At 72.7% G+C, this 24,963-nt stretch carries 23 protein-coding genes; 17 read left to right on the forward strand and 6 right to left on the reverse strand.

Features of this window, described 5'->3' with window-relative positions; all coding sequences use genetic code 11:
• Positions 1–66: 66 nt before the first annotated feature.
• The 5 genes from ACFQH9_RS19170 to ACFQH9_RS19190 all read left to right on the forward strand — a co-directional run bounded on the left by ACFQH9_RS19170 (position 67) and on the right by ACFQH9_RS19190 (position 4,784).
• A complete protein-coding gene (locus ACFQH9_RS19170) occupies positions 67–636 on the forward strand; it encodes a TetR/AcrR family transcriptional regulator (protein ID WP_379567526.1) in 570 nt (189 codons plus the stop codon).
• Positions 633–1,478 carry an MFS transporter gene (locus tag ACFQH9_RS19175; RefSeq protein WP_379567527.1) on the forward strand — a complete coding sequence of 282 codons (846 nt, stop codon included), beginning with the start codon at positions 633–635 and terminating at the stop codon, positions 1,476–1,478. The genes ACFQH9_RS19170 and ACFQH9_RS19175 overlap by 4 nt, the downstream gene beginning before the upstream one ends.
• 132 nt (positions 1,479–1,610) lie before the next feature.
• Positions 1,611–2,714, forward strand: a complete 1,104-nt coding sequence (locus tag ACFQH9_RS19180) for a zinc-binding dehydrogenase (RefSeq protein ID WP_379567528.1) — start codon at positions 1,611–1,613, stop codon at positions 2,712–2,714.
• An 86-nt stretch (positions 2,715–2,800) separates the two neighbouring features.
• The gene (locus ACFQH9_RS19185) at positions 2,801–4,006 is read left to right on the forward strand and encodes an acetyl-CoA C-acetyltransferase (protein WP_379567529.1); all 1,206 of its coding nucleotides are present in this window, start codon (positions 2,801–2,803) and stop codon (positions 4,004–4,006) included.
• A gap of 10 nt (positions 4,007–4,016) precedes the next feature.
• Entirely contained in the window at positions 4,017–4,784 is a 768-nt protein-coding gene (locus tag ACFQH9_RS19190; protein ID WP_379567530.1) for a hypothetical protein, read from the forward strand.
• On the opposite strand, the gene ACFQH9_RS19195 is transcribed toward ACFQH9_RS19190, so the two are convergent.
• The 3 genes from ACFQH9_RS19195 to ACFQH9_RS19205 all read right to left on the reverse strand — a co-directional run bounded on the left by ACFQH9_RS19195 (position 4,757) and on the right by ACFQH9_RS19205 (position 8,874).
• Complete coding sequence (locus tag ACFQH9_RS19195) at positions 4,757–5,776, reverse strand: cytochrome P450 (protein ID WP_379567531.1); 1,020 nt, start codon at positions 5,774–5,776, stop codon at positions 4,757–4,759. The genes ACFQH9_RS19190 and ACFQH9_RS19195 overlap by 28 nt on opposite strands.
• Before the next feature lie 580 nt (positions 5,777–6,356).
• A complete protein-coding gene (locus ACFQH9_RS19200; RefSeq protein ID WP_379567532.1) occupies positions 6,357–7,178 on the reverse strand; it encodes a sugar phosphate isomerase/epimerase family protein in 822 nt (273 codons plus the stop codon).
• A 97-nt stretch (positions 7,179–7,275) separates the two neighbouring features.
• Positions 7,276–8,874: an AMP-binding protein gene (locus ACFQH9_RS19205; protein ID WP_379567533.1), complete on the reverse strand. Its 1,599-nt coding sequence runs from the start codon at positions 8,872–8,874 to the stop codon at positions 7,276–7,278.
• 137 nt (positions 8,875–9,011) lie between these two features.
• Here ACFQH9_RS19205 and ACFQH9_RS19210 point away from each other — a divergent pair, with 137 nt between their 5' ends.
• Complete coding sequence (locus ACFQH9_RS19210; protein ID WP_379567534.1) at positions 9,012–10,559, forward strand: FadD3 family acyl-CoA ligase; 1,548 nt, start codon at positions 9,012–9,014, stop codon at positions 10,557–10,559.
• Here the strand turns inward: ACFQH9_RS19210 and ACFQH9_RS19215 are convergent.
• The 3 genes from ACFQH9_RS19215 to ACFQH9_RS19225 are packed head-to-tail and all read right to left on the reverse strand — an operon-like array spanning position 10,544 to position 12,828.
• Positions 10,544–11,209 (reverse strand): TetR/AcrR family transcriptional regulator, encoded by a 666-nt coding sequence (locus tag ACFQH9_RS19215; protein ID WP_379567535.1) that lies wholly within the window; start codon positions 11,207–11,209, stop codon positions 10,544–10,546. The genes ACFQH9_RS19210 and ACFQH9_RS19215 overlap by 16 nt on opposite strands.
• Before the next feature lie 24 nt (positions 11,210–11,233).
• Complete coding sequence (locus ACFQH9_RS19220) at positions 11,234–11,656, reverse strand: Zn-ribbon domain-containing OB-fold protein (protein ID WP_379567536.1); 423 nt, start codon at positions 11,654–11,656, stop codon at positions 11,234–11,236.
• Positions 11,653–12,828 carry a thiolase C-terminal domain-containing protein gene (locus ACFQH9_RS19225; protein WP_379567537.1) on the reverse strand — a complete coding sequence of 392 codons (1,176 nt, stop codon included), beginning with the start codon at positions 12,826–12,828 and terminating at the stop codon, positions 11,653–11,655. The genes ACFQH9_RS19220 and ACFQH9_RS19225 overlap by 4 nt, the downstream gene beginning before the upstream one ends.
• Positions 12,829–12,908: 80 nt before the next feature.
• On the opposite strand from ACFQH9_RS19225, the gene ACFQH9_RS19230 reads away from it, so the two are divergent.
• From ACFQH9_RS19230 to ACFQH9_RS19280, 11 genes are all read left to right on the forward strand, one after another.
• Entirely contained in the window at positions 12,909–13,994 is a 1,086-nt protein-coding gene (locus ACFQH9_RS19230; RefSeq protein ID WP_379567538.1) for an NAD(P)H-dependent flavin oxidoreductase, read from the forward strand.
• 26 nt (positions 13,995–14,020) lie between these two features.
• Entirely contained in the window at positions 14,021–14,788 is a 768-nt protein-coding gene (locus ACFQH9_RS19235; RefSeq protein ID WP_379567539.1) for a hypothetical protein, read from the forward strand.
• 6 nt (positions 14,789–14,794) lie between these two features.
• A complete protein-coding gene (locus ACFQH9_RS19240) occupies positions 14,795–15,742 on the forward strand; it encodes a TIGR03619 family F420-dependent LLM class oxidoreductase (RefSeq protein ID WP_379567540.1) in 948 nt (315 codons plus the stop codon).
• A 101-nt stretch (positions 15,743–15,843) separates the two neighbouring features.
• On the forward strand, positions 15,844–16,935 hold the full coding sequence (locus tag ACFQH9_RS19245) for an LLM class flavin-dependent oxidoreductase (protein WP_379567541.1): 1,092 nt from the start codon (positions 15,844–15,846) through the stop codon (positions 16,933–16,935).
• A 25-nt stretch (positions 16,936–16,960) separates the two neighbouring features.
• A complete protein-coding gene (locus tag ACFQH9_RS19250) occupies positions 16,961–18,466 on the forward strand; it encodes an AMP-binding protein (RefSeq protein ID WP_379567542.1) in 1,506 nt (501 codons plus the stop codon).
• 34 nt (positions 18,467–18,500) lie between these two features.
• Positions 18,501–20,051: a class I adenylate-forming enzyme family protein gene (locus ACFQH9_RS19255; protein WP_379567543.1), complete on the forward strand. Its 1,551-nt coding sequence runs from the start codon at positions 18,501–18,503 to the stop codon at positions 20,049–20,051.
• On the forward strand, positions 20,048–20,884 hold the full coding sequence (locus ACFQH9_RS19260; protein ID WP_379567544.1) for a mycofactocin-coupled SDR family oxidoreductase: 837 nt from the start codon (positions 20,048–20,050) through the stop codon (positions 20,882–20,884). The genes ACFQH9_RS19255 and ACFQH9_RS19260 overlap by 4 nt, the downstream gene beginning before the upstream one ends.
• A complete protein-coding gene (locus ACFQH9_RS19265; RefSeq protein ID WP_379567545.1) occupies positions 20,881–21,387 on the forward strand; it encodes a nuclear transport factor 2 family protein in 507 nt (168 codons plus the stop codon). Before ACFQH9_RS19260 ends, ACFQH9_RS19265 begins: the two co-directional genes overlap by 4 nt.
• Positions 21,384–22,247 carry an LLM class F420-dependent oxidoreductase gene (locus ACFQH9_RS19270; protein WP_379567546.1) on the forward strand — a complete coding sequence of 288 codons (864 nt, stop codon included), beginning with the start codon at positions 21,384–21,386 and terminating at the stop codon, positions 22,245–22,247. The genes ACFQH9_RS19265 and ACFQH9_RS19270 overlap by 4 nt, the downstream gene beginning before the upstream one ends.
• A gap of 60 nt (positions 22,248–22,307) precedes the next feature.
• The gene (locus ACFQH9_RS19275) at positions 22,308–23,468 is read left to right on the forward strand and encodes an acetyl-CoA C-acetyltransferase (protein ID WP_379567547.1); all 1,161 of its coding nucleotides are present in this window, start codon (positions 22,308–22,310) and stop codon (positions 23,466–23,468) included.
• Positions 23,465–24,955, forward strand: a complete 1,491-nt coding sequence (locus tag ACFQH9_RS19280; protein WP_379567548.1) for an aldehyde dehydrogenase family protein — start codon at positions 23,465–23,467, stop codon at positions 24,953–24,955. Before ACFQH9_RS19275 ends, ACFQH9_RS19280 begins: the two co-directional genes overlap by 4 nt.
• Positions 24,956–24,963: the final 8 nt, after the last annotated feature.

Here is a 24,963-nt window from a genome sequence, read left to right on the forward strand (position 1 = left end):
GATCTACCCTCTGGACGGCTGACCGACCGGTCAGTCAGGGGCAGTGCGGTCTTCGGAGGCGCGATCGTGACGACGCCGGCGGCGCAGAGCGACGACGCGCGCGAACGGATCCGACTCGCGGCGCTGGCGCTGTTCAACAGGCGTGGGTACTCCGACGTGGGCATGGCCGAGGTGGCCGCGAAGGCCGCTGTGAGCAAGGGCCTGCTGTTCCACCACTTCGGGTCGAAGGCCGGGCTGCTGTGCTCGCTCGTCGACCCGCTCCTGCCCGCGTACCAGCGGCTCCTGGATCAGGTGGCGCAGGTGGCGGACCCGCGCGAGCGGCTCGCAACGGCCCTGCGGGCCCATCTCGACTTCGTCCGGGCGCACGAGAGCACCTTCGGGTTCGTCGTGCGGCACGCCGCCGAGCTCGCAGAGCACGAGCCGGTCGTGGAGCTGGCCGCGCTCGGGCGCAGGCTCGAGGCCCTGGTGACCGCCCCCGATGCCGATCCGGCGGCGCGGGCCCGGATGCGCGTGGCGTTCCTGGGCACGCTGTACGCCTGGCTGGAGCTGAGGTCCGACGCCGACGCGATCGTCGAGGCCGGGCTGGCGGCGGTGGGTCCCACCGGCGCGGACGAGGAGAGCCTGAGAGGGCGATGACGACATCAGAGTCCGATGTGGAACAGGACCGGCTGCCGGAGGAGGTGGCGCCGGTCGGCGGGGTGCGCCGGATCGCCGCGCTGGTGGTCCTCGTCCTGGTCGCGGTCAGTGTGGCGTTGTCGTTCGCCCTGGTGCCCATCGTCCTGCCGCAGATCTCGGAGTACTTCGGGACGCTGCAGACGGGCTGGGCGGTCACCGTGCTCAGCCTGGTCGGGGCGATCGCCACGCCGATCGCGGGCAAGCTGGGTGACATCTTCGGCAAGCGGCTGGTGCTGACCTTGCTGATCGTGGTCGCCGTGGCGGGCTCGGTCCTGACGGCGATCGCGACCGACTACGCGGTGTTCCTGGTCGGGCGGGGTCTGCAGGGTCTGCTGCTGGCCGCGGTGCCGCTGGCCTACTCGCTGATGCGCGACGTGTTCAGCCCGTCCTGGTTCACGATGGGTGCGTGCTCGCCACCAGCATGGGCGCCGTCGGTGTGGTCGCCGCGGCGATCGGTGGGCTGTTCTTCGGGCGTTCGGGCTCGCCGGGGTCTTCTGGTTCCTCGCGGTGCTCGACGCGGTCTTGCTCGTGGGTGTGCTCCTGATCGTTCCCTCGTCGCCGCTGCGCTCGCCCAGCGGGTCGGCGTGACCGGTGCGCTCTGCTCGCGGTGGCGGTGGCCGCGCTGCTGGTCGCTCGCCGGGGCGACCCGCCCGGAGCAGCAGGGCGTGGCCGCGGGCGTGGTGAGCCCGGGCCAGTCCGGGGGCGGTGCGCTCGGCGCCCAGCTGGTCGTGCTTCTGCTGTCGGGCCTGGTCCGGGTCGGCGACTCGACGTCCACGGGCTCAGCGGCTACCTGGTGGCACTGACCGCAGCGGCGGTCGTCGCCGCGGTGGCCGCGGTCTTCGCGCCGCGGCGACGGATCGCGGACTGACCCACCAGCACTGCGAGAACATCCAGCGGTGGCCCTTGTGGTCACGGCGACGAGGAAGGACGAGGCGATGGTAGCGGCAGCAGTGTTCGAGAAGGGCTCGTTCGCGGTCGCGGAGGTGGAGCTGCCCCCGTTGGGGCCGACACAGCTCCGGGTGGCCCCGCTGGCGAACGGCATCTGCGGGAGTGACCTGTCGGCGTGGGCGCACACCGAGGACTTCCTCGCCGCCAACGAGGCGGTGGGCGCGGTCGGCAGCAACTTCGACCCGGAGCGACCGGTCGTGTTCGGGCACGAGTTCACCTCCCGGGTGCTCGAGGTGGGCTCCGAGGTCACCGACTACGCCGTGGGCGACGTGCTGTTCACCCTGCCCTGGGTGGTCGACCCCGCGGGAGTCGTGCGCACGGTCGGCTACGCCAACGCCTACCCGGGCGGGTTGGCCGCGGAGGCGATCGTCCAGGCGGGAGGGCACGTGAGGCTGGCGCCCGAGGTGGACCCGTACCTCGCGGCGACCCTCGAGCCCGTCGCGACCGGCGTCAACGGCGTCATGCGGTCGGGGATCGGGGAGGGCGAGGGCGCGATCGTCGCGGGGGCGGGGCCGGTCGGCCTCGGTGCCGTCGTCGAGCTCGCGGCCCGGGGTGCCCACCCGATCGTCGTGTCCGACCTGTCCGCGCGGCGCCGGGAGATCGCGCTCGCCTACGGGGCGACGGTCGCCGTCGACCCGCGCGAGCAGGACCCGGTCGCGGAGTGGCGTCGGCTTGCGCGGGAGGGCTCGCGGCTCTACGTCGTGGAGGCCAGCGCCGCCCGCGGCCTGCTGGCTTCGCTCATCGAATCGGCGCCCGCGTACACGGTGTTCAGCGTGGTCGGCTCGAACCCCTCGCCGGACGCGCTGCGCACGATGTCGGCCGTGCAGAAGAACGCCTCGGTCTTCTTCCTCACCGGGCCGGCCTGGGGCGAGTCGCGGTACGAGGCCCTCTGGCGTGCCTACGACCACCTGCGCGAGGGGCGGTACGACCCCGCACTGATGGTCACCGGGTACGCGGGCCCGCACGGTGTGGGCACAGCGTTCGAGGCGCTGCGGCCGAAGGAGGGCGACGTGGAGCACGTCAAGATCCTGATCCGGGGCGACCTGGCGGGCGACGGCCTGCTCACCCCGGCGGAGGCGGGCCTGAGCTGACCGCCTCCCCGGAAGGGAGTGTCCCCCGGCCCCGAGACGGGGTATAGTACCAAGCGCTTGCTCAATAGCTCGTCGAAGGGGTCGGGATGGCGGAGGCAGTGATCGTGGCGGCGGCCAGGTCGCCGATCGGGCGCGCGTTCAAGGGTTCGCTGCGCGAGGTGCGCGCGGACGACCTGACCGCGACCATCGTGCGGGCCGCGCTGGAGCAGGTGCCGCAGCTCGACCCGCGGACGATCGACGACCTGCTCCTCGGGTGTGGCCAGCCCGCGGGGGAGCAGGGCTACGGGCTGGGCCGCGTGGTGTCGGTGCTGTTGGGGCTGGACGGGGTGCCGGGCACCACGGTCCAGCGCTACTGTGCGTCGAGCCTGCAGACCACTCGGATGGCGCTGCACGCCATCAAGGCGGGCGAGGGCGACGTGTTCGTCTCGGCTGGCGCCGAGGTCGTGTCCCACTACGCCCAGGGCAAGTCCGACGGCATGCCGGACACCCGCAACCCGGTCTTCGCCGAGGCCTCGGCCGCCGCGGCCGCCCGGACCGGCGCGTGGGTCGACCCGCGGGAGTCCGGCGCGCTGCCGGACGTCTACCTCGCGATGGGCGAGACCGCGGAGAACGTCGCCTCGCTGCGCGGGGTGTCCCGCGCCGACCAGGACGCGTTCGCCGTGCTGAGCCAGAACCGCGCCGAGGAGTCGGTGGCGTCCGGCTTCTGGAAGCGCGAGATCACGCCCGTGGAGACCCCGAGCGGGGTGGTCTCGGCAGACGACGGCCCGCGCGCCGGCGTCACGATCGAGAAGCTGTCCGGGCTCAAGCCCGTGTTCCGCGAGGACGGCACCGTCACCGCGGGCAACTGCTGTCCGCTGAACGACGGCGCGGCGGCCCTCGTGATCATGTCGGACGTGCGGGCACGCGAGCTGGGCATCACGCCCCTGGCGCGCATCGTGTCCACTGCGGTGTCGGCCCTGTCCCCGGAGATCATGGGGCTCAGCCCGGTCGAGGCCTGCAACCGGGCGCTCGCGAACGCGGGCATGACGATCGGCGACGTCGACCTCATGGAGATCAACGAGGCCTTCGCCGCCCAGGTCCTGCCCAGCATCGACGAGCTCGGGATCGGCGTGGACCGGGTGAACGTGCACGGTGGCGCGATCGCCGTCGGGCACCCCTTCGGGATGACTGGCGCCCGGATCACCACCACCCTGCTCAACGCGCTGAGCTGGGGTGACAAGCAGATCGGGCTGGAGACCATGTGCGCAGCGGGTGGCCAGGGCATGGCCATGGTGGTCGAGCGGCTGAGCTGACCGCACCGACATGAGACCCGTCTTCTGCATGGACATCACGGACTTCCGGCCGATGGTCTCGGCCAACCCGCAGCGGTTCCTGCGCTGGGCCACCCGGAAGTTCCGTGCCGATCCCGACGGCCTGGCTGAGGAGACCAACGCAGCCACCCGCATGCAGTCCCAGGCGGGCTCGCCGGACTCGATCGAGATGATCGGTGCCTGGTACGCGGCCGGGATCAGCGGGAATCGGCAGTTCCAGGCCTTCTCGCTGTACGAGTGCCACGGCGGCTGGCCCGGCGGCTGGCGCCGGATGGTGGAGCTGTACCGAGGGGTCCCGGACTCGCTGTTCCTCTCCGCGATCGACGGGGTCCGGTTCGGCGCGACCTCGCTCCCGCTGGTCGGAGCACCCGGCTGCCCCACCACCGCGGAGCTCCGCGACCAGGGGGTCCACGGGCCCTACGCGCTCATCGAGTTCGCGGACGTCGCGGTGGACTCCGGCCTGGACTACCTCACCGCCGCCCGCGAGCTGCGGGCGCCGTACATGGCCGACCACGGCTTCCGGCTCGCCGGTCTCTACGAGATCGCCTTCAGCCGCGGCCGGGTGTGCACGCTGTGGGCGGGCAACGCGGAGGGCCAGGTCGGGCTGATGCGCGCGCGCGACGCCAACCTTGGTCTCGACGACGCAGCGCTGGCGGACCCGCGGATGCGGGAGTGGGAGGCCGCGAGCGCCAAGCTCTTACGGGGCGACGCGCAGGAGTACTTGCTGGCTGCCTACCCGGGCCCCGTGCTGACCGCCTGATGGGGGCACGAACCGGGTCGCCCCGTCGAAGAGCGACCCAGTTCGCTGATTCGCGGTCGGCTCGGCCTACCCCGGCGGGAGCCACGGTCGAATGCGACCACCGGGCCAGGGCCGAGTCCAGTTCGAGCAGCAGAGTGCAGTCTCGTCATCACGATCTCTCCCTCGATGCCGAGTCGAACAGGAGAGGTGTGCGGCGGTAGGCGCGTGCCCACATCGACACCGCGTGTTGCGGTTCGCCGTCGAGCCCGTAGTCCGGAAAGCGCGAGGGCCACTCCTCGAACGAGGCTCCCGCTTCGAGCCGGGCGAGATGGGCGCCGAGGCAGAGGCCCCCGGCCGAAGGCCAACGGCCACTGGATTTTGCGCGTGATGTCGAAGCGGTCCGGCTCGGAGAACTCCCGCTCGTCTCGGTTCGCTGCCCCGAACACAAGCATGACCCTTGAGCCCGCCGAGATCGCCGGGCCGTGAACGCTGACATCCTCAGTGGCCAGACCCCGCACCACCTGGGTGGGGGACTCGATCCGAACGACCTCCTCCACCGCGGCCGGCCACCGCGAGGGGTCCTCGACGGCGTCGTCGCTGGTCGGCGTGGCGCGCAAGGAGAACGAGCCCATTCCGATCAGCGTTGCCGCGGTCTCGTTCCCGGCGACCACGAGCAGCTGGCAGAAGCCCCAAATAGCTCGTCGGAGGTCAGCCGTTCCCCGTCGACAGCTCGACCGGCATCTCACGGAGAGGGCCTCGGTGCCGAAGATGCCGGCGTTCGCGACCACGATGGCCAGCCCGCCGAGCGTGCGGACGCCACGACCGACCGCCTCGGGGAGCGCCGCCCGGTCGCGGACGTCGACGACCGCGCTCACGATCCGGCGGTCGAGGGCCTCCACCAGGGCAACGGTCTCCTTGAGACCCTCCGGCGTCGCGCCCGGGAAGGGCACCGTCTCCACGTCCCGGGCGATGTCGACCGCGATGACGTCCGCGCCCTCCTCCGCGAGGCGCACGGCGTGAGAACGGCCCTGACTCACGCTGCTCCGGTGATCAGCGCGATCTTGCCGTCGAGACGTCGCATGCCACACTCTGTCGGTCGGTTGTCACGGACGGATGCCGGTGGTGCTTTCGACTCCCCGCCTGCGCACCGCATACAGCGCGATCCGGGCGATCAGATGGGCGACGTGGTCGTCGGTCGCCAGCCATATCCGGAACGGGGCCCGATCCACCTCGAGTACGTCGCAGATGCGGGCGACCGCCTTCTGCGGTGATCGTGCGAAGCAGCCCAGCCGGGGTCGGCCGGGGGAGGGTGGCCTCGGCGAGCCGTCGGTAGGCAGTGTCCTCGACCAGGACGGGTACAACGTTCGATCCGAGGTCCGTGCCGTGGTTTCCGGGCTGGAACACGACGACGTCGACACCGAATGGCGCCACCTCGGTCGGCCAGCGCCTCGCCGATCCGGCCGCTGCCCGCTCGCGCATCGCGGGGAGCAGTAGCGGGTCAGCTCGAGCGGACCGGCCAGGTTGGTGCGGACGGGTCGCTCCTGGTCGTCGCCGGTGAGGTCCTCGAAGAATCCGGCGGTGGTGTAGCCGGGGTTACTCCTCGTCGTCGGGAAGGGGATGGTCGAGCAGAGGACGGCAGGCTCGGGCGGCGCGCAGGGCGGCCTCGTGCGGTCCGAGGTGGGCAAGTGCAGGGGAGACGACCTCGGGGCCGACCGGACCGGTGAAACCTCGCCTGCGGAGAGTGGAGACCACCGAGGTGAGGTCCAGCTCTCCCGCACCCGGTAGGAGCCTGCTCCCTGACTCGACCCAGAGATCGCTCGCCGGGACCAGCGGGGCGTCGCACAGCTGCAGGGTTATCCGTTCGACCGGAATCTCGTCGAGGAGGCCGGTCCGGAACCCGCCGCGGAAGAGGTGCCACGTGTCCACCACGAGGCCTCCGTTCTGTCGGCCGGCCCGCTGCACGATGTCCCACGCTGTGCCGATGTCGGGGATGCCACTGAAGGGCATGGCCTCGAGCCGTGCCGACAGTCCGTGGGCGGCCGCCCGGTCGCAGACCTCGGCGAACGCCTCCGAACCCAGGTCCACCGGGACCGGCCTGCCGTAGGGCTCGATCACCGAGACGTCCTTACACCCGGCAGCTGCGGCGGCGCCAAGAACACGGTCCATGTCGAGCGCGGCCAATGGTCGGAGGAAAGCCTCGCGGTCCCGGCCGGTGTGCGGAGTGGGCGCCCAGTCCGGGAGCCAGCCTGCGAGTGGATCGACCGCGGAGAGCCCGACGCCCTCGTCGGCGGCGCGGCGCCGTATCTCCTCGGCATCCTGGAGCGTCTCCAGTGGGAGCACCGACATCGCTACGTACCCGCCCGCCGCGGCAGCAGACAGCCTCTCGGCGAACGGCACCTGGCCGACGGTGCCCATCCAGAGGACCATGCCCCGGCCCGGCAGGTTCCCGGGGTCGGTGTGGAGGGGGACGGGCTGAACGCGGGATCGCGTCATCGCGGGCTCCCGGAGAGGACTAGGTACGGGTTGCCGCCTCCCGCGCACGCTGCGCGAGGACCAACTTCTCGATCTTGCCGTTCGCCGTGACAGGCAGCCGGTCGATGACCTCGACCCGCCGAGGGACCTTGTAGTTCGACATGTTCGCCTTGGCCCACGTCACCACGTCGGTCTCCGTGAGGTCCACCCCGGCGGCCGGCACGACGTAGGCCCACGGCACCTCGCCGAGCCGCGGGTCAGGCACCCCGACGACGGCCGCCGAGGCGATCCGCGGGTCGTGCAACAGCAGGTTCTCGATCTCGGCGGGGTAGGTGTTGAAGCCTCCGACGATGAACATGTCCTTCTTGCGCCCGACGATGCGTAGGTTGCCCGCGGCGTCGAGGACGCCGACGTCGCCGGTGCGCAGCCAGCCGCCGGGCGCGAACGCCGCGGCGGTCAGGCCCGGCGCGTCCCAGTAGCCCCGGGTGACGCCGTAGCCGCGGACCTGCACCTCGCCCTGCTCCTCCGGGCCCAGCGGGAGCTCGGCGTCGTCGACGATCCGGACCTCCATGCCCGCCACCGGACGCCCGGCGGTGGACGCGACGACCTCGTCCGGGTCCCCCGGCCGGGTCATGGTCACCGCGGAGCCCTCGATCAGCCCGTACGCGTTGGTCACGCGCTCGAAGCCGATGCGCTCCTGCATGGCGCGCACGAGCTCGGTGGGGACGCTCGCGGCGCCCACGATGGCCCAGCGCAGCGAGCTGATGTCCCGGTTCGGGAGGTCGGGGTGGGTCAGGACGCGCTCGAAGAGGTTGGGCGGCCCGGCCAGGGTGGTGAGGCCGTGCTCCTCGATCAGCTCGAGGGCGCGGTCCGGGTCGAACACGGCCACCGGGACCATCGTGGCCAGCCGCGCGACACACACGAGCAGGCCCGCGTTGATGCCGAAGCCGTGGGCGAACGGGCTGACGATGGGATAGCGGTCGCCGGGGCCCAGCCCGCAGACCTCGCTCCAGTCCCAGTAGGCGCGCAGGATCTGCGCGCCGGTCAGCAGCACGCCCTTGGGCTCGCCGGTGGTGCCCGAGGTCATGAGGATCTCGAACGGGTCGTCCACCTCGACGGCGAGGGCCGCCCGCTCGGCGGTCTCCTCGGGGACCGACACCCCCGCGGCGACGAAGTCCGCCCAGCCCGTGGCGCCGGCGACCGGCGCCGACCCCGGCAGCAGGACGACCTCGGCGAGCTGGGGCAGGTCCGCTTCCACGGCGAGCGCCGCGTAGTCGACCCCCAGGAAGTGGTCCATGGTGAACAGCAGCCGGGATCCGGTGCGCTGCAGGGCCTGCGCACCCTCGAGTCCCTTGGCGCGGGTGCTCAGCGGGACCAGCAGCGCGCCGACCTCCCAGGCCCCGAACGCGGCGACGACCCACTGCCAGGTGTTGGGGGCCCAGATGGCGACGCGGTCCCCGCGGGACACGCCGCGGGCGATCAGCGCCCGCGCGACCTCGGCCGCCGCGACGCGCAGCTCGCCCAGGGTGATCGCGTGGTCGCCGTCCTGTACGACGACGGTGTCCGGCGCGGTTGCGGCGCGCTCGCGGAGCATGCGCGGGACGGTCCGCCAGTCGGGGACCTCGGCAGTCGGGCTCATCGCACTCCCTCTCCGGGCGACATCGTCCGGTTCGCCGCACCAAGCAGATGCTTGGTGCCTGCCTCGACAGTATCCGGCAGGTCGCTGCGGCTCAAGAGCTTGAGAAAAGCGAGCATTTGCTTGGTTAGACTGTGCGCATGACGATGACGCACCCGCAGACCGTCCCCGCGCTCGTGGACCGGGCGGCAGCACTGTTCGGCCCCCGCGAGGCCGTGGCGGACGGGGAGACCCGGCAGACCTGGTCGCAGCTCCGGGCGGCGGTCCGCGCGTGGGCGGGCTCGCTGCTCGCCGGCGGGCTCGGGCGGGGGGAGCGGGTCGCCGTCTGGGCGCCGAACACGCACGACTGGATCGCCGCCGCCCTCGGGGTGCTGTACACGGGCGGGGTCGTCGTCCCGGTCAACACCCGGTTCACCGCCGCCGAGGCCGCGGACGTGGTGCGGCGTAGCCGGTCCGTCGCCGTGGTCGTCGTGGGGGAGTTCCTCGGCACCGACCGCGGCGCCGAGCTGCGCGCCCTGCCCGGCGAGGGCGTGGGTCCGGTGCCCGCCGCGCCCGCGGTGAGGTCCGTGTACCGGATCGGCGACGGGCCGGGGGAGCGCCGGGCGCCGGCGGAGACCGTCGACGCGCGCGCGGCCGCCGTCACGCCGGACGACCTGTGCGACGTGCTCTTCACCTCCGGCACCACCGGGGTCAGCAAGGGCGCCATGAGCGCGCACCGGCAGACCGTCGGGGCGGCCGCCGCCTGGGCGGGCTGCTTCGCGATCGCGCCCGAGGACCGCTACCTCGCCGTCAACCCCTTCTTCCACAGCTTCGGCTACAAGGCCGGGATCCTGGTCTGCCTGCTCACCGGCGCGACGATCGTTCCGCAAGCCGTGTTCGACGTCGACGAGCTGGTCCGGATGGTCGAGCGCGAGCGGATCACCGTCCTGCCCGGCCCGCCCGCGATCTACCAGAGCATGCTCGACCATCCCGCCGTCGCGGCCGCGGACCTGGGTGGGCTCCGGCTCGCCGTCACGGGGGCGGACGTGGTGTCCGAGACGCTGGTCGAGCGGATGCGCGCGGAGCTGGGCTTCGACGAGGTGCTCACCGCGTACGGGATGACCGAGGCCGTGGTGGCCACGCTGTGCCGCCCGGGCGACCCGGCCGACGTCGTGACCCGCACCTCGGGGCGGGCCGCTCCGGGGATGGAGGTCCGGGTCACCGACGCCGCGGGCACGCCGCTGCCCCCGGGAACAGCCGGGGAGGTGCGGCTGCGGGGCCCGAACGTGATGCTCGGCTACCTGGACGACCCCGCGGCCACCGCCGAGGCGGTCGACGCCGAGGGGTGGCTGCACACCGGGGACGTCGGGGTGCTCGACGCCGCGGGCAACCTGCGGATCACCGACCGGCTCAAGGACATGTACATCAGCGGCGGGTTCAACGTCTACCCGGCGGAGGTGGAGCGGGCGCTCGCCCGGATCGACGGGGTGGCCGAGGTGGCGGTCGTCGGGGTGCCCGACGACCGGATGGGGCGGGTGGGCAAGGCCTTCGTGGTGCCGCGGCCCGGGGCGGCGCTGGACGCCGACGCCGTGGCGGCTTTCTGCCGCGCCGAGCTCGCGAACTACAAGCGCCCGCGCGTGATCGAGTTCCGGGAGGCGTTGCCGCGCAACGCCTCCGGCAAGGTCCTCAAGCGTCAGCTCGCGGACTGAGTGCCGGCCTTGAGCCCGTCGAGCATCAGGGTCAGGTACTGGTCCGCGAGCTGCTTCGCAGTGAGCCGTCCGGACGGGGTGAACCACCGTACGGCCACCCACACCGAGTCACGCAAGAACCTGTACGTGATCTTCGGATCGAGATCCGAGCGGAAGACCCCGTCCTCGATCCCGTCCGTGATCACCTTGATCCAGAGCCGCCGGACGTCGTTCTCCGCCTTGGCGAGGTAGGCGAACCGGGGGAGCTGGGAGAGGTAGTTCCGCTCGTTCTGCAGCACGGTGATCGCCGCGCGGTGCGGCCCGAGCGAGATGAAGGCCGCCTCGACGAGCTCGCGCAGCGTGCTCTCGGGGTCGGTGTTGCGCGCGACGATCTCCTGGTAGGTCGCCATGAGGCTCTCGAGGTAGCTCGAGAGGATCTCGTCGACGATCGTCTCCTTCGAGTCGAAGTGGTAGTACAGGCTGCCGGACAGCACGCCCGCGGCGTCACCGATCTCGCGCACGGTCGTGGCCTTGAAGCCGCGCTCGGCGAAGAGCTCGGCGGCGATCTCCACCAGCGCCTGACGGCGCTCGGAGGACGCGCCGGGGTCCTGGGCCGCGCGGGAGCGCTGCTTGGTCGGGGCGCCTGAGGCCCCCCGTTTGGGAGCTGCCATCGGTCCAGTATCCCCTTACCGCGCTCAAGCGCTCGCTCGGCATGCCGCCCAGGCGACGAGTGCCACTCGGTCGGTGCCGTCCGGTACCTCGAGATCCACGTACTCGGCGCGGACGGGCAGGCCCGCCGCCAGACCGCTCCCGTCCGGCTCGCCCGCCCACGCGCCGGGCAGGACGAGGTGGTCGGCCTCGTCGAGCCGGACCAGCACCACCACGTACGGGGTGGGCCTGCCGTCCACCGCACGGTGCACCACGGTCCAGCTCACGACGGTGCCGGTGCCAGCCGCCTCCTGGTCGGTCCAGTCGAAGGACCCGCAGCGCCCGCAGCCCGCGCGAGGCAGAAGCCGCAGGTGCCCGCAGGCGGTGCAGCGCTGCAGGAGCAGCCGGTGCTCGGCGACCGCGGCCCACCAGCGGGCCGAATCCCGGTCCGGGACGGGGCGCAGGGTCATCGGTCGCTCCGCAGGATCAGGGCGGACGTCACGCCCGACACGTAGCCGGGCTGCCCGGTGCACAGCGCGGTGGCCGCGCCCGGGACCTGGCGCTCGCCGGCGTGGCCGCGCAGCTGGATCACGGCCTCCGCCACGTGGTTGAGCCCGTGCAGGTAGCCCTCGGACAGGTGGCCGCCGTGGGTGTTGGTCGGGATCTTGCCGCCCAGCGCGGTGGCGCCGGACGCGACGAGGTCGGGCGCGCCGTGCCGCGGAGCCAGCCCGTAGTCCTCGAGCTGCATGAGGACCAGTGGGGTGAACGCGTCGTACAGCTCGGCGACGTCGATGCCGTCCGGCCCGATGCCGGCCTTGGCGTAGAGCCGGGGCGCAAGGTCGGCGGCGGCGCTCACCGACCAGTCCGGCCGGTCGTCGGAGAACAGGCTGTGCCCACCGCCGGTGCCCGCGGCGGCGACCAGCACCGGGGGCTGCGGCAGGTCGCGCGCCCGCTCGGCGGAGGTGACGACGACAGCGATCGCGGCGTCGGTCTCCAGACAGCAGTCGAAGAGCCGCAGGGGTTCCGCGATCCACCTCGAGCCGAGGTAGGTCTCCATGTCGAGCGGCTCGCGCATCATCGCCCGCGGGTTGAGCGCGGCGTGCACGCGCTGGGTGATCGCCACCCGGCCCAGGTCCTCGGCGCCGGCGCCGGCGGCCTCCAGGTAGGCCCGCCCGACGAGCGCGTACTGCTGCGGCGGGGTGAACAGCCCGTACGGCACCTGGTACTGGAACTCCACCAGGGTCGGCGCGGCGCGCCCGGTCCCGCCCATCCGGAACTCCGAGCGGGCGTTGAGCGCCCGCCAGCACACGACGGTCTCGGCCTGGCCGCTCGCCACCGCCATCGCCGCGGTGCCGATGGTGGCGGCCGACATGCTGCCGCCGCCCCAGACGTCGAGCAGCAGGTGCGGGTCGGAGACCCCCAGGGCCGCGCCGACCGTGGCCGCCGGTGTGGAGTCGCCCACGCCGTGCGTGACGAGCCCGTCCACGTCCGCGGCGGTGAGCCCGCAGTCCGTCAGGGCCGCCGAGATCGCCCGGAGCGCGAGCTCCAGCGTGCTGACCCCGGAGTTCTTCGAATAGGGCGTCCACCCGATGCCTGCGACCGCGGCGCGGTCCCGCAGGCCTGGGGATCTGCGATCCGACAACCCTGTCACCTCCTCGATCCCGGTCGACCCTAGCTAACCAAGCAAGTGATTGCTAGGTTGTCGTCGGGAGGTGGTCGCCAATGGGGACGACAGAGGTCCTGGAGACTCCGCTGACGAGGCTCGCCGGCATCCGGTACCCGATCGTGCAGACGGGGATGGGGTTCGTCGCGGGCGCCGCGCTCGCCGCCGCCACCTCGCGCGCGGGCGGGCTCGGGGTGATCGCGAGCGCGCCGATGTCGGTGCCGGAGCTGAAGGCCGCGGTCGCGCAGGTCAAGGACGCGACCGACGCGCCGTTCGCGGTGAACATGCGGTCGGACTCGCCGGACGTTCAGGAGCGGGTGGACCTGGTCATCCGCGAGGGCGTGAAGGTGGCGTCGTTCGCGCTCGCACCGCGCCGGGACGTGATCGCGAAGCTCAAGGACGCCGGGGTGGTCACGATCCCGTCGATCGGGGCCCGCCGGCACGCCGAGAAGGTCGCCGAGTGGGGCGTCGACGCGGTGATCGTGCAGGGTGCGGAGGGCGGCGGGCACACCGGCACCGTCCCGACCTCGCTGCTGCTCCCGCAGGTGGTCGACGCCGTCGACATTCCGGTGGTCGCGGCCGGCGGCTACTTCGACGGCCGCGGCCTGGTCTCGGCGCTCGCCTACGGCGCGGCCGGGATCGCGATGGGCACCCGGTTCCTGCTCTCGGCGGACTCCGAGGTGCCCGACGCCGTCAAGCAGATCTACCTCGGCAAGTCGGTCACCGACACGTTCGTCACCACGGCGATCGACGGCGCCCCGAGCCGGACGCTGCGGACCGAGCGCGCCGAGCTGCTCGACCGCTCCGGGCCGCTCGCCCGGCTCGCCCGGTCCGCGCGGGCCGCCAAGGACTGGCGGGCGCTGTCGGGCACGAGCTGGCTCGCGCTGGCCCGTGAGGGGCTCGCCATGCGCCGCAACCAGAAGCTGCCGATCGCCGAGATCCTGATGGCCGCCAACGCCCCGATGCTCTACCGCGCGGCCATGATCGACGGCGACCCGCGGTTCGGCGTGATGGCCTCGGGCCAGGTCGTCGGTCTGATCGAGGACCTGCCGACGGTCGAGCAGATCATCTCCGGGGTGATGGCCGAGGCGCACGAGGCCCTCACCCGGCTCCACACCCTCACCGCGGTCCCCGCGGCGTCGTAGAGAAGTCACTACTCCAAGGAGGCATCGTGCCCCGCGGCATCTACCTGCTCGAAGAGGTCTACTTCCACCCCATGAACTCCCGCAACCCGCGTGAGTACCTGCAGTGGCTGGTGGACTACAAGAAGGAGGACGAGGCTCGGGCGGCGGCGGAGTCCGAGCTCACGTCCGGGCTGTCCGTCCGTTCGCGGGCCATCGACCTGGTCGGCGCGTTCTACGCCATCGGGATCACCGGCCACGAGCAGTTCAAGGCCGTGACCCTGTGGGACTGCCACGGCGGCTGGGACGGCGGCTGGCGGCAGATGCTCGACATCTACGACGACGTCAAGCCCGAGCTGTTCCTGTCCTCGATCGACGACCTGCGGCACAAGGCCTTCTCCCGCCCGATGGGCGCGGTCCAGGGCACCCCGGACCTGCAGGCGCTGCGCGCCGAGCAGTACACCTCGCCGTTCTTCCTGCACGAGATCGCGACCGTGCGCCCCGGCGCGGCGCTGGACTACCTCGCCGCCGTGCGCGAGGAGCGGGCGCCGATCCTCGCCGAACACGGGCACCGGCTCGTCGGCCTCTACGAGGTGCTGCTCTCCGACACCGAGGTCGTCACGTTCTGGGGGACCGACATCGACTCCCACCTCGAGACCCAGCGCGCGTACGACGCCGCCGTCGGGCTCGACGCGGAGGCGAAGGCCGACCCGCGGCTGCTGGAGTGGCGCAAGAGCGCCCGCCAGTACCTCGACGGCCCGTGGCGGGAGACCCTGCTGGCCCCCTTCCCGGGCTCCACGCTCGCGCCGACGAAGTAGGCCCGAGTGCGCTTCGTACTGGGGCTGCCCACCGACCAGGCGGAGCGGCCCGAGGAGTTCCTCACGGCGGACGCCGTCGCCGAGGTGGCCCAGGCCGCCGAGGCGGCGGGGTTCGATGCCGTGGGGGTGACCGACCATCCGTTCCCGCAGGACAAATGGCTGTCGCGCGGCGGGCACCAGGCGCTGGACCCGCTGATCGCGCTGTCCTTCGCCGCGGCCCGCACCCGCGACATCGCGCTGCTCACCAACATCCTGGTGCTGCCCTACCGTAACCCGTTCCTCACGGCGCGGTCGGTGGCGAGCCTGGACGTGCTGTCCGGCGGCCGGGTCATCCTGGGCGCGGCCGTGGGCTACCTGCGGTCGGAGTTCGCGGCGCTGGGCCTGGACTACGAGGACCGGGCGGCCCGCACCGACCATGCGCTCGAGCTCATGAAGCGGGCGTGGTCGGGGGAGTCGGTCACGCTGACCGAGCCGCCCTTCGAGGTCGCCGCGCACACCATGCGGCCGACCCCCGTGCAGCGTCCGCACCCACCGATTTGGTTCGGCGGCAACAGCAGGCGGGCCATGCGCCGGGTCGTGGAGCACGGGCAGGGCTGGATGCCCTTCCCGCAGCCCGCGGCGGCGGTGCGGCTCACCCGCACCCCGCCCCTGGAGACGCTCGAGGACCTGGCGACGCGGACCGCGCTGCTGCGGGACATGGCGGCGCACGCCGGTCGGGTCGAGGCCCCGCAGGTCTGCTTCGTGCCCTTCGGGATGCGGATGCAGGAGTCGCCGGGCGCGGACGAGTTCGCCGCGCTGGGCGAGCAGCTGGGCGACTACGCCGCGGCCGGCGTCGACTGGCTGTCGGTGCCGTTCTCCGCGCCGACCCGCGACGGGCTGCTGGACCTGGTCGAGACGTTCGCGAAGCTCGTCGTCGAGCCTGCTCGACGGCCTTGCGCCGACCCGGCGCCTTGATACCATGACCAAGCGAGCGCTTGGTTGATTCGTGCTGATTCGACGCCCGAGGGCGTCTCGCGGCGGGTGGCCCGCCGCCCGTCCGACGTGAAGGGGAAGCCGTGTCCGACCAGGGACCGATCGAACACCGCCCGATGAAGTTCTCCACCTTCCTGCTGTTCCACCGGCCCGACCGGAACAACAGCATCAAGGAGGTCTACGACTACAACCTCCGGGTCGCGGACCTGCTCGAGGAGCTGGGCTTCGACGGGCTGTGGGTCTCCGAGCACCACTTCCGCGACTACGGCACCTGCCCGAACATCTTCACGATGCTGAGCTACCTCGCCGCGCGCACCGAGCGGATCCGGCTCGGCTCCGGCGTGGTCGTGCTCCCGCTGCACAACCCGATCCACGTCGCCGAGGAGGCGGCCCAGGTGGACGTGCTGTCCGGCGGGCGGCTGGAGCTGGGCGTGGGTCGCGGCTACCAGAGCATCGAGTTCGACGGGTTCGGCATGGACCTCGCCGAGGCCCGTGACCGGTTCGACGAGTCACTCGACGTGATCACCAAGCTCTGGACCCAGGAGCGGGTGCAGCACGAGGGCCGGTACTACAAGACCGGCGACATCGAGCTCAACCCGCGGCCGCTGCAGAACCCGCACCCGCCGATCTCGGTCGCCGCCGTGAGCCCCGAGACCGTGGAGCTCTACGCCAAGCGCGGGCTGCCGATCCTGGCGGACCCGGCGGCCCCGTTCCGCAAGGTGCACAAGGCCGCCGAGACCTGGCACGAGGTCGCCGCGGCCGCCGGGCACGACACCGCGAACACCGACCTGGTCATCTCGCGCTCGGTCTGGCTCGCCCCGACCGTCGAGCAGGCCCGCGCCGACCAGGAGCAGTTCGAGAAGGCCTTCGACCGCGGCCGCATCTTCAACGAGAAGAGCGCGCCGATCGACTCGAAGACCGGCAAGACCGCCAAGGGCTTCGAGTTCTGGGAGGGCCGCTACCTCAAGGGCGGCAGCGTCGGCAACGACTTCCGCTGGGAGCAGCTGGAGGTCATCGGCGACCCGGAGCGCGTCATCGGCCAGGTCGCGATGCTGCAGGAGTTCGGCTTCAACCACCTGATGTGCGACTTCGGCAGCACCCGGCACATCCCCTTCGAGGACATGAAGCGGGCCATCACCTTCTTCGCCAAGGAAGTCATCCCCGCGTTCCGCTGAGCGCCTCTCGGTCTGGAAGGTCGTCATGCACGAACTGACTCTCGCCGACGTCGTCCGGGAGCACCGCCGCAGCAGGCCGGAGACGGTCGCGCTGGTCGACGGCGACCGCCGGCTCACCTACCCGGAGCTCGACGAGCGCACCAACCGGCTGGCCGGTGCCCTCGCCGCGGCGGGGGTCGGGCGGGGCGACCGCGTGCTCTGGCTCGGGGTCAACTCGTTCCGGATCCTCGAGCTTCTGGTCGCGGTGGGGAAGCTGGGCGCGGTCCTGTGCCCCGCGAACTGGCGCCAGTCGACCGACGAGCTGCGGTTCGTGCTCGACGACCTGCGGCCCGCGGTGGTGGTGTGGGAGAGCGGCCCGCTGGAGGAGGCGCTCGACCCGCTGCGCGCCGGCAGCGACGCGCGGTGGATCTGCCACAACGGCGAGGGGCCGGAGGGCTACGAGGAGTGGATCGCGGGCCATCCCGCGGTCGACCCCGCGGTGGAGGTGCCCGACACCGATCCCGTGCTGCTGCTGTACACCGCGGCGTTCGACGGCCGGCCCAACGGCGCGTTGCTGAGCCACCGCGCGCTCGTCTCGCACAGCCTGGTGCTCGGGGCGCTGCGGCAGCCCGAGGAGGGCTTCGTCTTCCTCGACTCCGGCCCGCTGTTCCATGTCGGCACGATGATGTTCGCGGCCATGACGCTGGTCTACGGCGGCACGAACGTGCTGTTGCCGACGTTCGACGCCGAGCTCGCCTGCACGCTGATCGAACGCGAGCGCTGCCAGGGCGCCATGCTCTTCCCGGCCATGATCACCCAGCTCGTCGAGGCGAACGCGGACCGCCGGTTCGACCTGTCGAGCCTGCGGTTCGGGCCGTTCGACGAGCAGTGGAACTCCATGATCACCCTCGACGACAGCCCGTGGGGGCGGTCGTTCGCAGGCTACGGCCAGACCCAGGTCGCGGGGATGCTCACCTTCCACGGTCTGGGCCTCGGCGGCCTCGGCACCAGCGGCCGGCCCAGCCTGCTCGCCCAGGTCCGGATCCTCGACGCCGACGGCGCGGAGGTGCCGGACGGCACGGTCGGCGAGATCGTCGCCCGCGGGCCGCACGTGTTCAGCGGCTACTTCCGCCGCCCGGAGCTCACCGCCCGCACCCTGCGCGACGGCTGGCACCACACCGGCGACCTCGGCCGCCGGGAGAAGGACGGCACGCTCAGCTTCGTCGGGCCGAAGCTCCGCATGATCAAGTCCGGCGGGGAGAACGTGTACCCGGCCGAGGTCGAGCGGGCGCTGCAGGAGCATCCCGCCGTCACCGGCGCGGCCGTGATCGGGCGGCCGGACGAGACGTGGGGCCAGCACGTGGTCGCGATCGTCACGGTGTCCGAGCCGGTCGCCGAGGCCGAGCTCATCGCACACGTCCGCGGGCTGGTGGCCTCGTACAAGAAGCCCAAGGCGGTCGTGGTCGTCGACGAGATCCCGCGGCGCGGGTTCACCCCCGACTACGACCTGCTCGACGACGCCCACGGCGGCGGCGGATACCCCGGCTCCTGAACCCGGTTTCCCGACACAGCACGGAGAGGTGCCCATGTCCCGGTACGCGAACTTCGGCCACGCCGTCCTCACTGCGCAGCGCGACCGCGCGCCGAATGACGTCGCGCTCACGTACCTGGGGAGTGAGCACTACACCTACGCCGAGCTCGACGACCGGGTGAACAAGCGGGCCAACGCGCTGGCCACCGCCGGGCTCGGATCCGGGGACCGGGTCGCGACCCTGCTCGACTCCACGCTCTCGGTCGCCGAGACCTACCTGGCCCAGGCCAAGCTCGGCACTGTCCTGCTCGCCCTGAACCCGTACTGGGCACCCGAGGTGTTCGTCCCGGTGATCACCCGTAGCCGGGCCACGGCGTTCGTCTACGACGGCCGGTTCGACGAGCTCGTCGCGCAGCTGCGCCCGCAGCTGCCCGGGGTCCGAACCTGGCTCCGTGTCGGCGGCGCGGGTGGGGACGCGGTCGACCTCGACGCGGCCACCGAGGCCGCGCCCACGACCGCCCCGGAGATCACCACCGGCGGGGAGGACCCGCTGGCGCTCTACTTCACCTCCGGCTCCACGGGCCTGCCCAAGGCCGTGACCCACACGCATCGCAGCGGCCTGGCCGTGGCGGAGAAGCTGTGGATCGACGTGCCGCTCGGCCGGGACGCCGTGATCGGCACCGGCCCGATCATCTGGGGCATCGGATTCCTCGCCGTCGCCGCGCCCGCGCTCGCCGGGGGCGCGCGCCTGGTGCTGGAGTCCGGGTACGGCCCGGAGCAGTTCGTGGTCGCCGTCCCGCGGGAGCGGATCACGCACATCAGCGTCACGCCGAGCTTCTTCACCGAGCTCCTGGCGGACGACACCCACTCGGCCGCGGACCTGTCGTCGCTGCGGGTGGCCATGCTCGGCGGCGAGCCGCTGCTGCCCTCACTGCAGGCGCGGATCCTCGAGCGGCTACCGGACCTGGGCCTCTACGGCTACTTCGGGCAGACCGAGGCGCCCTACAGCGTGATCGGCCGCCGGGACGAGCTGCCCGACGGCGTGATCGGGCACGCCCGCACCGGTGGTGCCGTCCGGGTCGTCGGGCCGGACGGGGCGCCGCTGGTCGGGGACGTCGGCGAGGTCCAGCTGGCCGGCCCGCACGTGACCGCGGGCTACGACGGCCAGCCCGAGGCGACCGCCGAGGCCCTGGTCGACGGCTGGTTCGGCACCGGCGACCTCGGCGTGGTCGACGCCCAGGGCAGGCTCAGCGTGTTCGGCAGGCGGTCCGACGCCGTCGAGCGCGGGGGAGTGTTCACGCTCCCGGCCCAGGTCGAGGAGGCGGCCGCGGCCGTCGAGGGGGTCGCCGAGGCGGGCGCGGTCGGTGTTTCCACGGAAGACGGTCCGGACCGGATCCTGCTGGTGGTGGCCGCTCGTCCGGGGGCGGCCATTGACGAGTCGGCGATCCTGGCGGCGGTGGCGGACAAGCTGCCCGAGCCCTCGCGTCCCGACCTGGTCGTGGTCGCCGACGAGCTCCCGCACGCCAACGACGGGTCCGGCGGCCGCGGCAAGCTGCTGCGCCGGGAGATCCGCGAGCGGTGGGGGCACCTGGTGGGTGCCTCGTGAGCACACTCGAGGGGCAGGTCGCCCTCGTCACCGGGGCCGCCCGGGGCCAGGGGCGTTCGCACGCCGTCGCCCTGGCCCGCCGCGGTGTGGACCTGGTCCTGGTCGACCGCTGCTCGGACAGCCCGCAGATGACCTACCCGCTGGGCACCGCGGAGGATCTCGCCGAGACCGAGGCCCTGGTGCGCAAGGAGGGCCGCGAGGCGGTCCCGGTCCGCGGGGACGTGCGCGATCCCGCCACGCTCGACGCGGCGGTGGCCGTGGCCCGGGACCGTTTCGGCAGGCTGGACATCGCGGTGGCCAACGCCGGTGTCTACGGCGGCGGGTCCGTCCAGGACGCCGACCGCGCGGTGTGGGACGAGGTCCTGGCGGCCAACCTCACCGGCGTGTTCCAGACCCTCCGGGCGGTCTCGCCGTTCATGATCGAGGGCGGGTACGGCCGGATCGTGGCCACGGCGTCGAACATGGGGCGCATGGGCATCCCGGGCGCGGTGCCCTACGTCGCCTCCAAGTGGGGCGTGATCGGGCTGGTCAAGGCGGCGGCGCTGGACCTCGCGCCGTTCGGGATCACCGTCAACGCGGTTGCGCCCGGCAACACCTCCACGCCGATGGTGCACAACCCGGCGCTCTACCGTGGGCTGCGCCCGGACCTGGCCGAGCCGGCGTGGGAGGACGTGGCGCCGGTGCTCGAGCAGTTCCACGTGATGCCGGTGCCGCTGCTGGATCCGGCGGAGATCACCGCGGCGGTGCTGTTCCTCGTGGGGCCGGACACCCCGCACGTGACCGGCACGGTGGTCGACGTGAGCGCGGGATCAGCCTCGCGGTACACGGCATGAGCCACAGCGCGGTCGGCCCCGACGACCACCGGCGGATCGAACGGCTGGTCCACCTCTACGCCTACCACCTCGACGCGGGAGACTTCCGCGCGCTCGGCTCCCTGTTCGCCCGAGCGGACCTCTACGTCGGAGAGGACCTCGTCGCGGCGAAGGACCCGGCTGCGGTGAGCGCGTTGTGGGAGCGGTTCGTCCGCCGCTACCCGGAGGGCACCCCGCAGACCCACCACGTGTCCACGAACCTGCTGGTGGAGGCCGAGGGTCCGGACCGGGCCCGGGCGCACTCCTACATCCTGGTGTTCCAGGCCGCCCCCGGCTTCCCGCTGCAGCCGTTGACCGCCGGGGACTACCTGGACCGGTTCGCGCGGGACCCGCACGGTGAGTGGCATTTCACCGAGCGCCGGATCGGCAACCACCTCTTCGGCGACATGAGCCACCACCTCCTCGAGCCGATGCCCGAGCCGCGCACCGCCCGCCCCCAGCGGTGGGAACGGACCCCGGGATGAAGGCGGGGGTGCAGTTCTTCCCGGGGTCGCGCGGTCCCACGGCGGTGCAGGTCGCGCAGGCCGCGGAGGAGCGCGGGTTCGAGTCCCTGTTCCTCCCCGACCACTCTCACCAGCCCGTCGCCGCGGGCCTGGACCTGCCCGACGACTACTCCGACCTGCTTGACCCGTTCGTGACGCTCGGCGCGGTCGCCGCCTCGACCAGCACGATCCGGATCGGCACCGCCGTGTGCCTGGTGCCCCAGCGCGACCCGATCCAGCTGGCCAAGGAGGTCGCGACCGTCGACCAGCTCTCAGGCGGGCGGTTCGACTTCGGCGTCGGCGCGGGCTCGGACCCCCAGGAGCTCCGCCATCACGGCACGGACCCCGCCCAGCGGCACGAGGTGCTCCGTGAGCGGGTCGAGGCCATCACCCGGATCTGGGAGTCGGACGTCGCCTCGTACTGCGGTGAGCACGTGCGATTCGGGCCGATCACCTCGCGGCCCCGGCCCGTGACAGCACCGCGCCCGCCGATTCTCATCGGCGGCAATGGCCGCTCCGTGCTGGACCGGGTGCTCGGTTACGGCGACGGCTGGATCCCGTTCCGCGCCGGCGCCGAGCAGGTCGGCGGGGACGTGCCTCCCGACGACGGGTTCGCGGCGGCCCTCGGGGGCCGGATCGCCGAGCTGCGCGCGCGGGCCGAGGCGCAGGATCGAGCACGGCCGTCGGTCACCCTGTTCAACCCGCTGCCGCGCGCGGACGCGCTGGCGGCCTACGCCGGGGTCGGGGTCGACCGCGTCGTGTTCTGGCTGGCGCCGCCCCGCGGGCCGCGGTCCCTGTGCGGCACCCTCGACCGGCTGATCGAGCTCGTCCGTGACATTTGAGCAAGCGCTTGCCAGTATCGAGGCGGGCCCGACCGGGCCGCCGCAGAAGAGGAGGACTTCATGGCCGAGGCCTACATCGTCGACGCGGTGCGCACCCCGGTGGGGCGCCGCCGGGGCGGGCTCTCCGCCATCCACCCGGCGGATCTCGGGGCCCACGTGCTCAACGGGCTCGTCGACGGGACGGGGATCGACCCCGCCGCGGTGGACGACGTGGTTTTCGGCTGTGTCGACGCCATCGGCCCGCAGGCGGGCAACATCGCGCGCTCGTGCTGGCTCGCCGCCGGGCTGCCCGAGGAGGTGCCCGGCACCACCGTCGACCGGCAGTGCGGGTCCTCGCAGCAGGCCGTGCACTTCGCCGCCCAGGCCGTGCTCTCCGGCACGTCGGACCTGGTCGTGGCGGGCGGCGTGCAGAACATGAGCATGCTGCCCATCAGCTCGGCCATGCTCGCCGGTCGCGAATACGGCTTCGACGACCCGTTCTCGGGGTCGGTCGGCTGGCAGAAGCGCTACGGCGATCAGCCCGTCAGCCAGTTCCACGCCGCCGAGCTGATCGCGCAGAAGTGGGACATCTCCCGCGAGGAGATGGAGCGGTTCGCCCTGGAGAGTCACGTGCGCGCCGCCCGGGCGATCGACGAGGGCCGCTTCCGCGGCGAGATCCTGCCGATCGCCGAGGTCTCGGACGACGAGGGCCCGCGCCGCGACACCACGCTGGAGAAGATGGCCGGGCTCAAGACCCTGGTCGAGGGCGGCCGGTTGCATGCGGGTGTGAGCAGCCAGATCTCCGACGGCGCGGCGGCCCTGCTGATCGCGTCCGAGCAGGGCGTGCGCGACCACGGGCTGACCCCCCGCGCGCGAATCCACCACCTCTCGGTGCGCGGCGCCGACCCCATCTACATGCTCACCGCCCCCATCCCGGCCACCGCCTACGCCCTGGGCCGGGCCGGGCTGAGCATCGACGACATCGACCTGGTCGAGATCAACGAGGCGTTCGCCAGCGTGGTGCTGTCGTGGCTGCGGGACACGAAGGCGGACCCGGCAAAGGTCAACGTCAACGGCGGCGCGATCGCGCTCGGCCACCCGCTCGGGGCGACCGGGGCCCGGCTGATGACCACGATGCTCGCCGAGCTGGAGCGCACCGGCGGCCGGTTCGGGCTGCAGACCATGTGCGAGGGCGGCGGCACCGCCAACGTCACCATCATCGAGCGGCTGGAGCACTCGTGACGACCCTCGAGGAGCGCACCGCGGCGGCCGTCGAGGACCACCCGCACCTGATCGGCGGCGAGTTCCGCCCCGCGCGCAGCGGCGAGTGGCTGGACAGCGTCAACCCGGCCACCGGCGCCGTCTGGGCGCGCATCCCGGCGGGTGACGCGGGAGACGTCGACGACGCGGTGCGCGCCGCCGCGGCCGCGCAGCCGGCCTGGGCCGCCCGGCCCGCCATGGAGCGCGCGGTGGTCCTCCGCCGCTATGCCCAGGTCGTGCGCGAGCACGCCGAGGAGCTGTGGCGCCTCGACGCCACGGACAACGGCCGCGCCGCCACGGAGGCCCGCCCCGCGGTCCTCGGCGGCTCGATGCAGGTGGAGTTCCTCGCCGGGCTGGCCGAGACGGTCACCGGCCAGACGGTCTCGGTCCGCTCGGACGCCCTGACCTACGCCGCGCGCGAGCCCTACGGCGTCGTGGGCGTGATCATCCCGTGGAACGCGCCGCTGGCAATGTTCCTGGCCAAGGCCACGGCGGCGCTCGCCGCGGGCAACGCGGTCGTCGTCAAGCCGCCGGAGGTGGCGTCAGTGTCCATCCTGGCCGCGGCCCGGCTGCTCGCCGACGCCGGCGTGCCGGACGGGCTGGTCAACATCGTCTGCGGCGAGGGCCGGACCGCGGGGGAGGCTCTGGTCGACCACCCGGGTGTCGCGAAGATCAGCTTCACGGGGTCGACGGCGACCGGGCGCCGGATCACCCAGCGCTCGGTGGTCAACCTCAAGGCCCTGGGCCTGGAGCTCGGCGGCAAGTCGCCGAACATCGTCTTCGCCGACGCCGACCTCGAGGCCGCAGCCGCCGGGGTGTCCGCGGGCATCTACACGGGCAGCGCGGGCCAGGCGTGCATCGCGGGTTCGCGCATCCTGGTGCAGCGCGACATCTACCCGCGGTTCCTGGAGGCCCTGCGCGAGAAGGCCGCCGCCATCCGGCTCGGCGACCCGCTCGACCCGGGGACCACGATGGGTCCACTCGCGTTCGACGGGCAGTACGCCAAGGTGCGCGGCTACCTCGAGTCGGCGCCGCGCGAGGGTGCCGAGACCGTGTTCGGCGGCCGGGCGGCGGACGAGCTGTTCCCCGCCGACAGCCCGCTGCGGGCGGGCTACTTCGTGGAGCCCACCCTGTTCGCGGTGCCGCACAACGGCCTGGGCGTGTGCCAGGAGGAGATCTTCGGACCCGTCGCGACCGTCCAGGCATTCGACACCGAGGAGGAGGCCGTCGCGATCGCCAACGACACCGTGTACGGCCTCGCCGCCGGGCTGTGGACCTCGGACCTGTCCCGGGCGCACCGGCTGGCGGCTCGCCTGCAGGCGGGCTCGGTCTGGGTGAACACCTATCGGGCCATGCACTGGGCGGTGCCGTTCGGCGGCCAGAAGCAGAGCGGCAACCGGCCCTCCAACGGCCCGGACGCCCTCGACGAGTGGCTGGAGCACAAGACCGTGTGGATCCAGCATGGCTGATGCCACCG

Origin of the sequence: Pseudonocardia lutea (assembly GCF_042658055.1) — a bacterium.
Lineage (GTDB): Bacteria > Actinomycetota > Actinomycetes > Mycobacteriales > Pseudonocardiaceae > Pseudonocardia > Pseudonocardia lutea.

Excerpts from the sequence above, each read along its gene's own strand:
- ACFQH9_RS19175 (WP_379567527.1), top strand. The coding sequence starts at position 633 with ATGACGACATCAGAGTCCGATGTGGAACAGGACCGGCTGCCGGAGGAG.
- ACFQH9_RS19180 (WP_379567528.1), top strand. The coding sequence starts at position 1,611 with ATGGTAGCGGCAGCAGTGTTCGAGAAGGGCTCGTTCGCGGTCGCGGAG.
- ACFQH9_RS19185 (WP_379567529.1), top strand. The coding sequence starts at position 2,801 with ATGGCGGAGGCAGTGATCGTGGCGGCGGCCAGGTCGCCGATCGGGCGC.
- ACFQH9_RS19190 (WP_379567530.1), top strand. The coding sequence starts at position 4,017 with ATGAGACCCGTCTTCTGCATGGACATCACGGACTTCCGGCCGATGGTC.
- ACFQH9_RS19200 (WP_379567532.1), bottom strand. The coding sequence starts at position 7,178 with ATGGGCACCGTCGGCCAGGTGCCGTTCGCCGAGAGGCTGTCTGCTGCC.
- ACFQH9_RS19205 (WP_379567533.1), bottom strand. The coding sequence starts at position 8,874 with ATGAGCCCGACTGCCGAGGTCCCCGACTGGCGGACCGTCCCGCGCATG.
- ACFQH9_RS19210 (WP_379567534.1), top strand. The coding sequence starts at position 9,012 with ATGACGATGACGCACCCGCAGACCGTCCCCGCGCTCGTGGACCGGGCG.
- ACFQH9_RS19215 (WP_379567535.1), bottom strand. The coding sequence starts at position 11,209 with ATGGCAGCTCCCAAACGGGGGGCCTCAGGCGCCCCGACCAAGCAGCGC.
- ACFQH9_RS19220 (WP_379567536.1), bottom strand. The coding sequence starts at position 11,656 with ATGACCCTGCGCCCCGTCCCGGACCGGGATTCGGCCCGCTGGTGGGCC.
- ACFQH9_RS19230 (WP_379567538.1), top strand. The coding sequence starts at position 12,909 with ATGGGGACGACAGAGGTCCTGGAGACTCCGCTGACGAGGCTCGCCGGC.
- ACFQH9_RS19250 (WP_379567542.1), top strand. The coding sequence starts at position 16,961 with ATGCACGAACTGACTCTCGCCGACGTCGTCCGGGAGCACCGCCGCAGC.
- ACFQH9_RS19255 (WP_379567543.1), top strand. The coding sequence starts at position 18,501 with ATGTCCCGGTACGCGAACTTCGGCCACGCCGTCCTCACTGCGCAGCGC.
- ACFQH9_RS19265 (WP_379567545.1), top strand. The coding sequence starts at position 20,881 with ATGAGCCACAGCGCGGTCGGCCCCGACGACCACCGGCGGATCGAACGG.
- ACFQH9_RS19270 (WP_379567546.1), top strand. The coding sequence starts at position 21,384 with ATGAAGGCGGGGGTGCAGTTCTTCCCGGGGTCGCGCGGTCCCACGGCG.
- ACFQH9_RS19275 (WP_379567547.1), top strand. The coding sequence starts at position 22,308 with ATGGCCGAGGCCTACATCGTCGACGCGGTGCGCACCCCGGTGGGGCGC.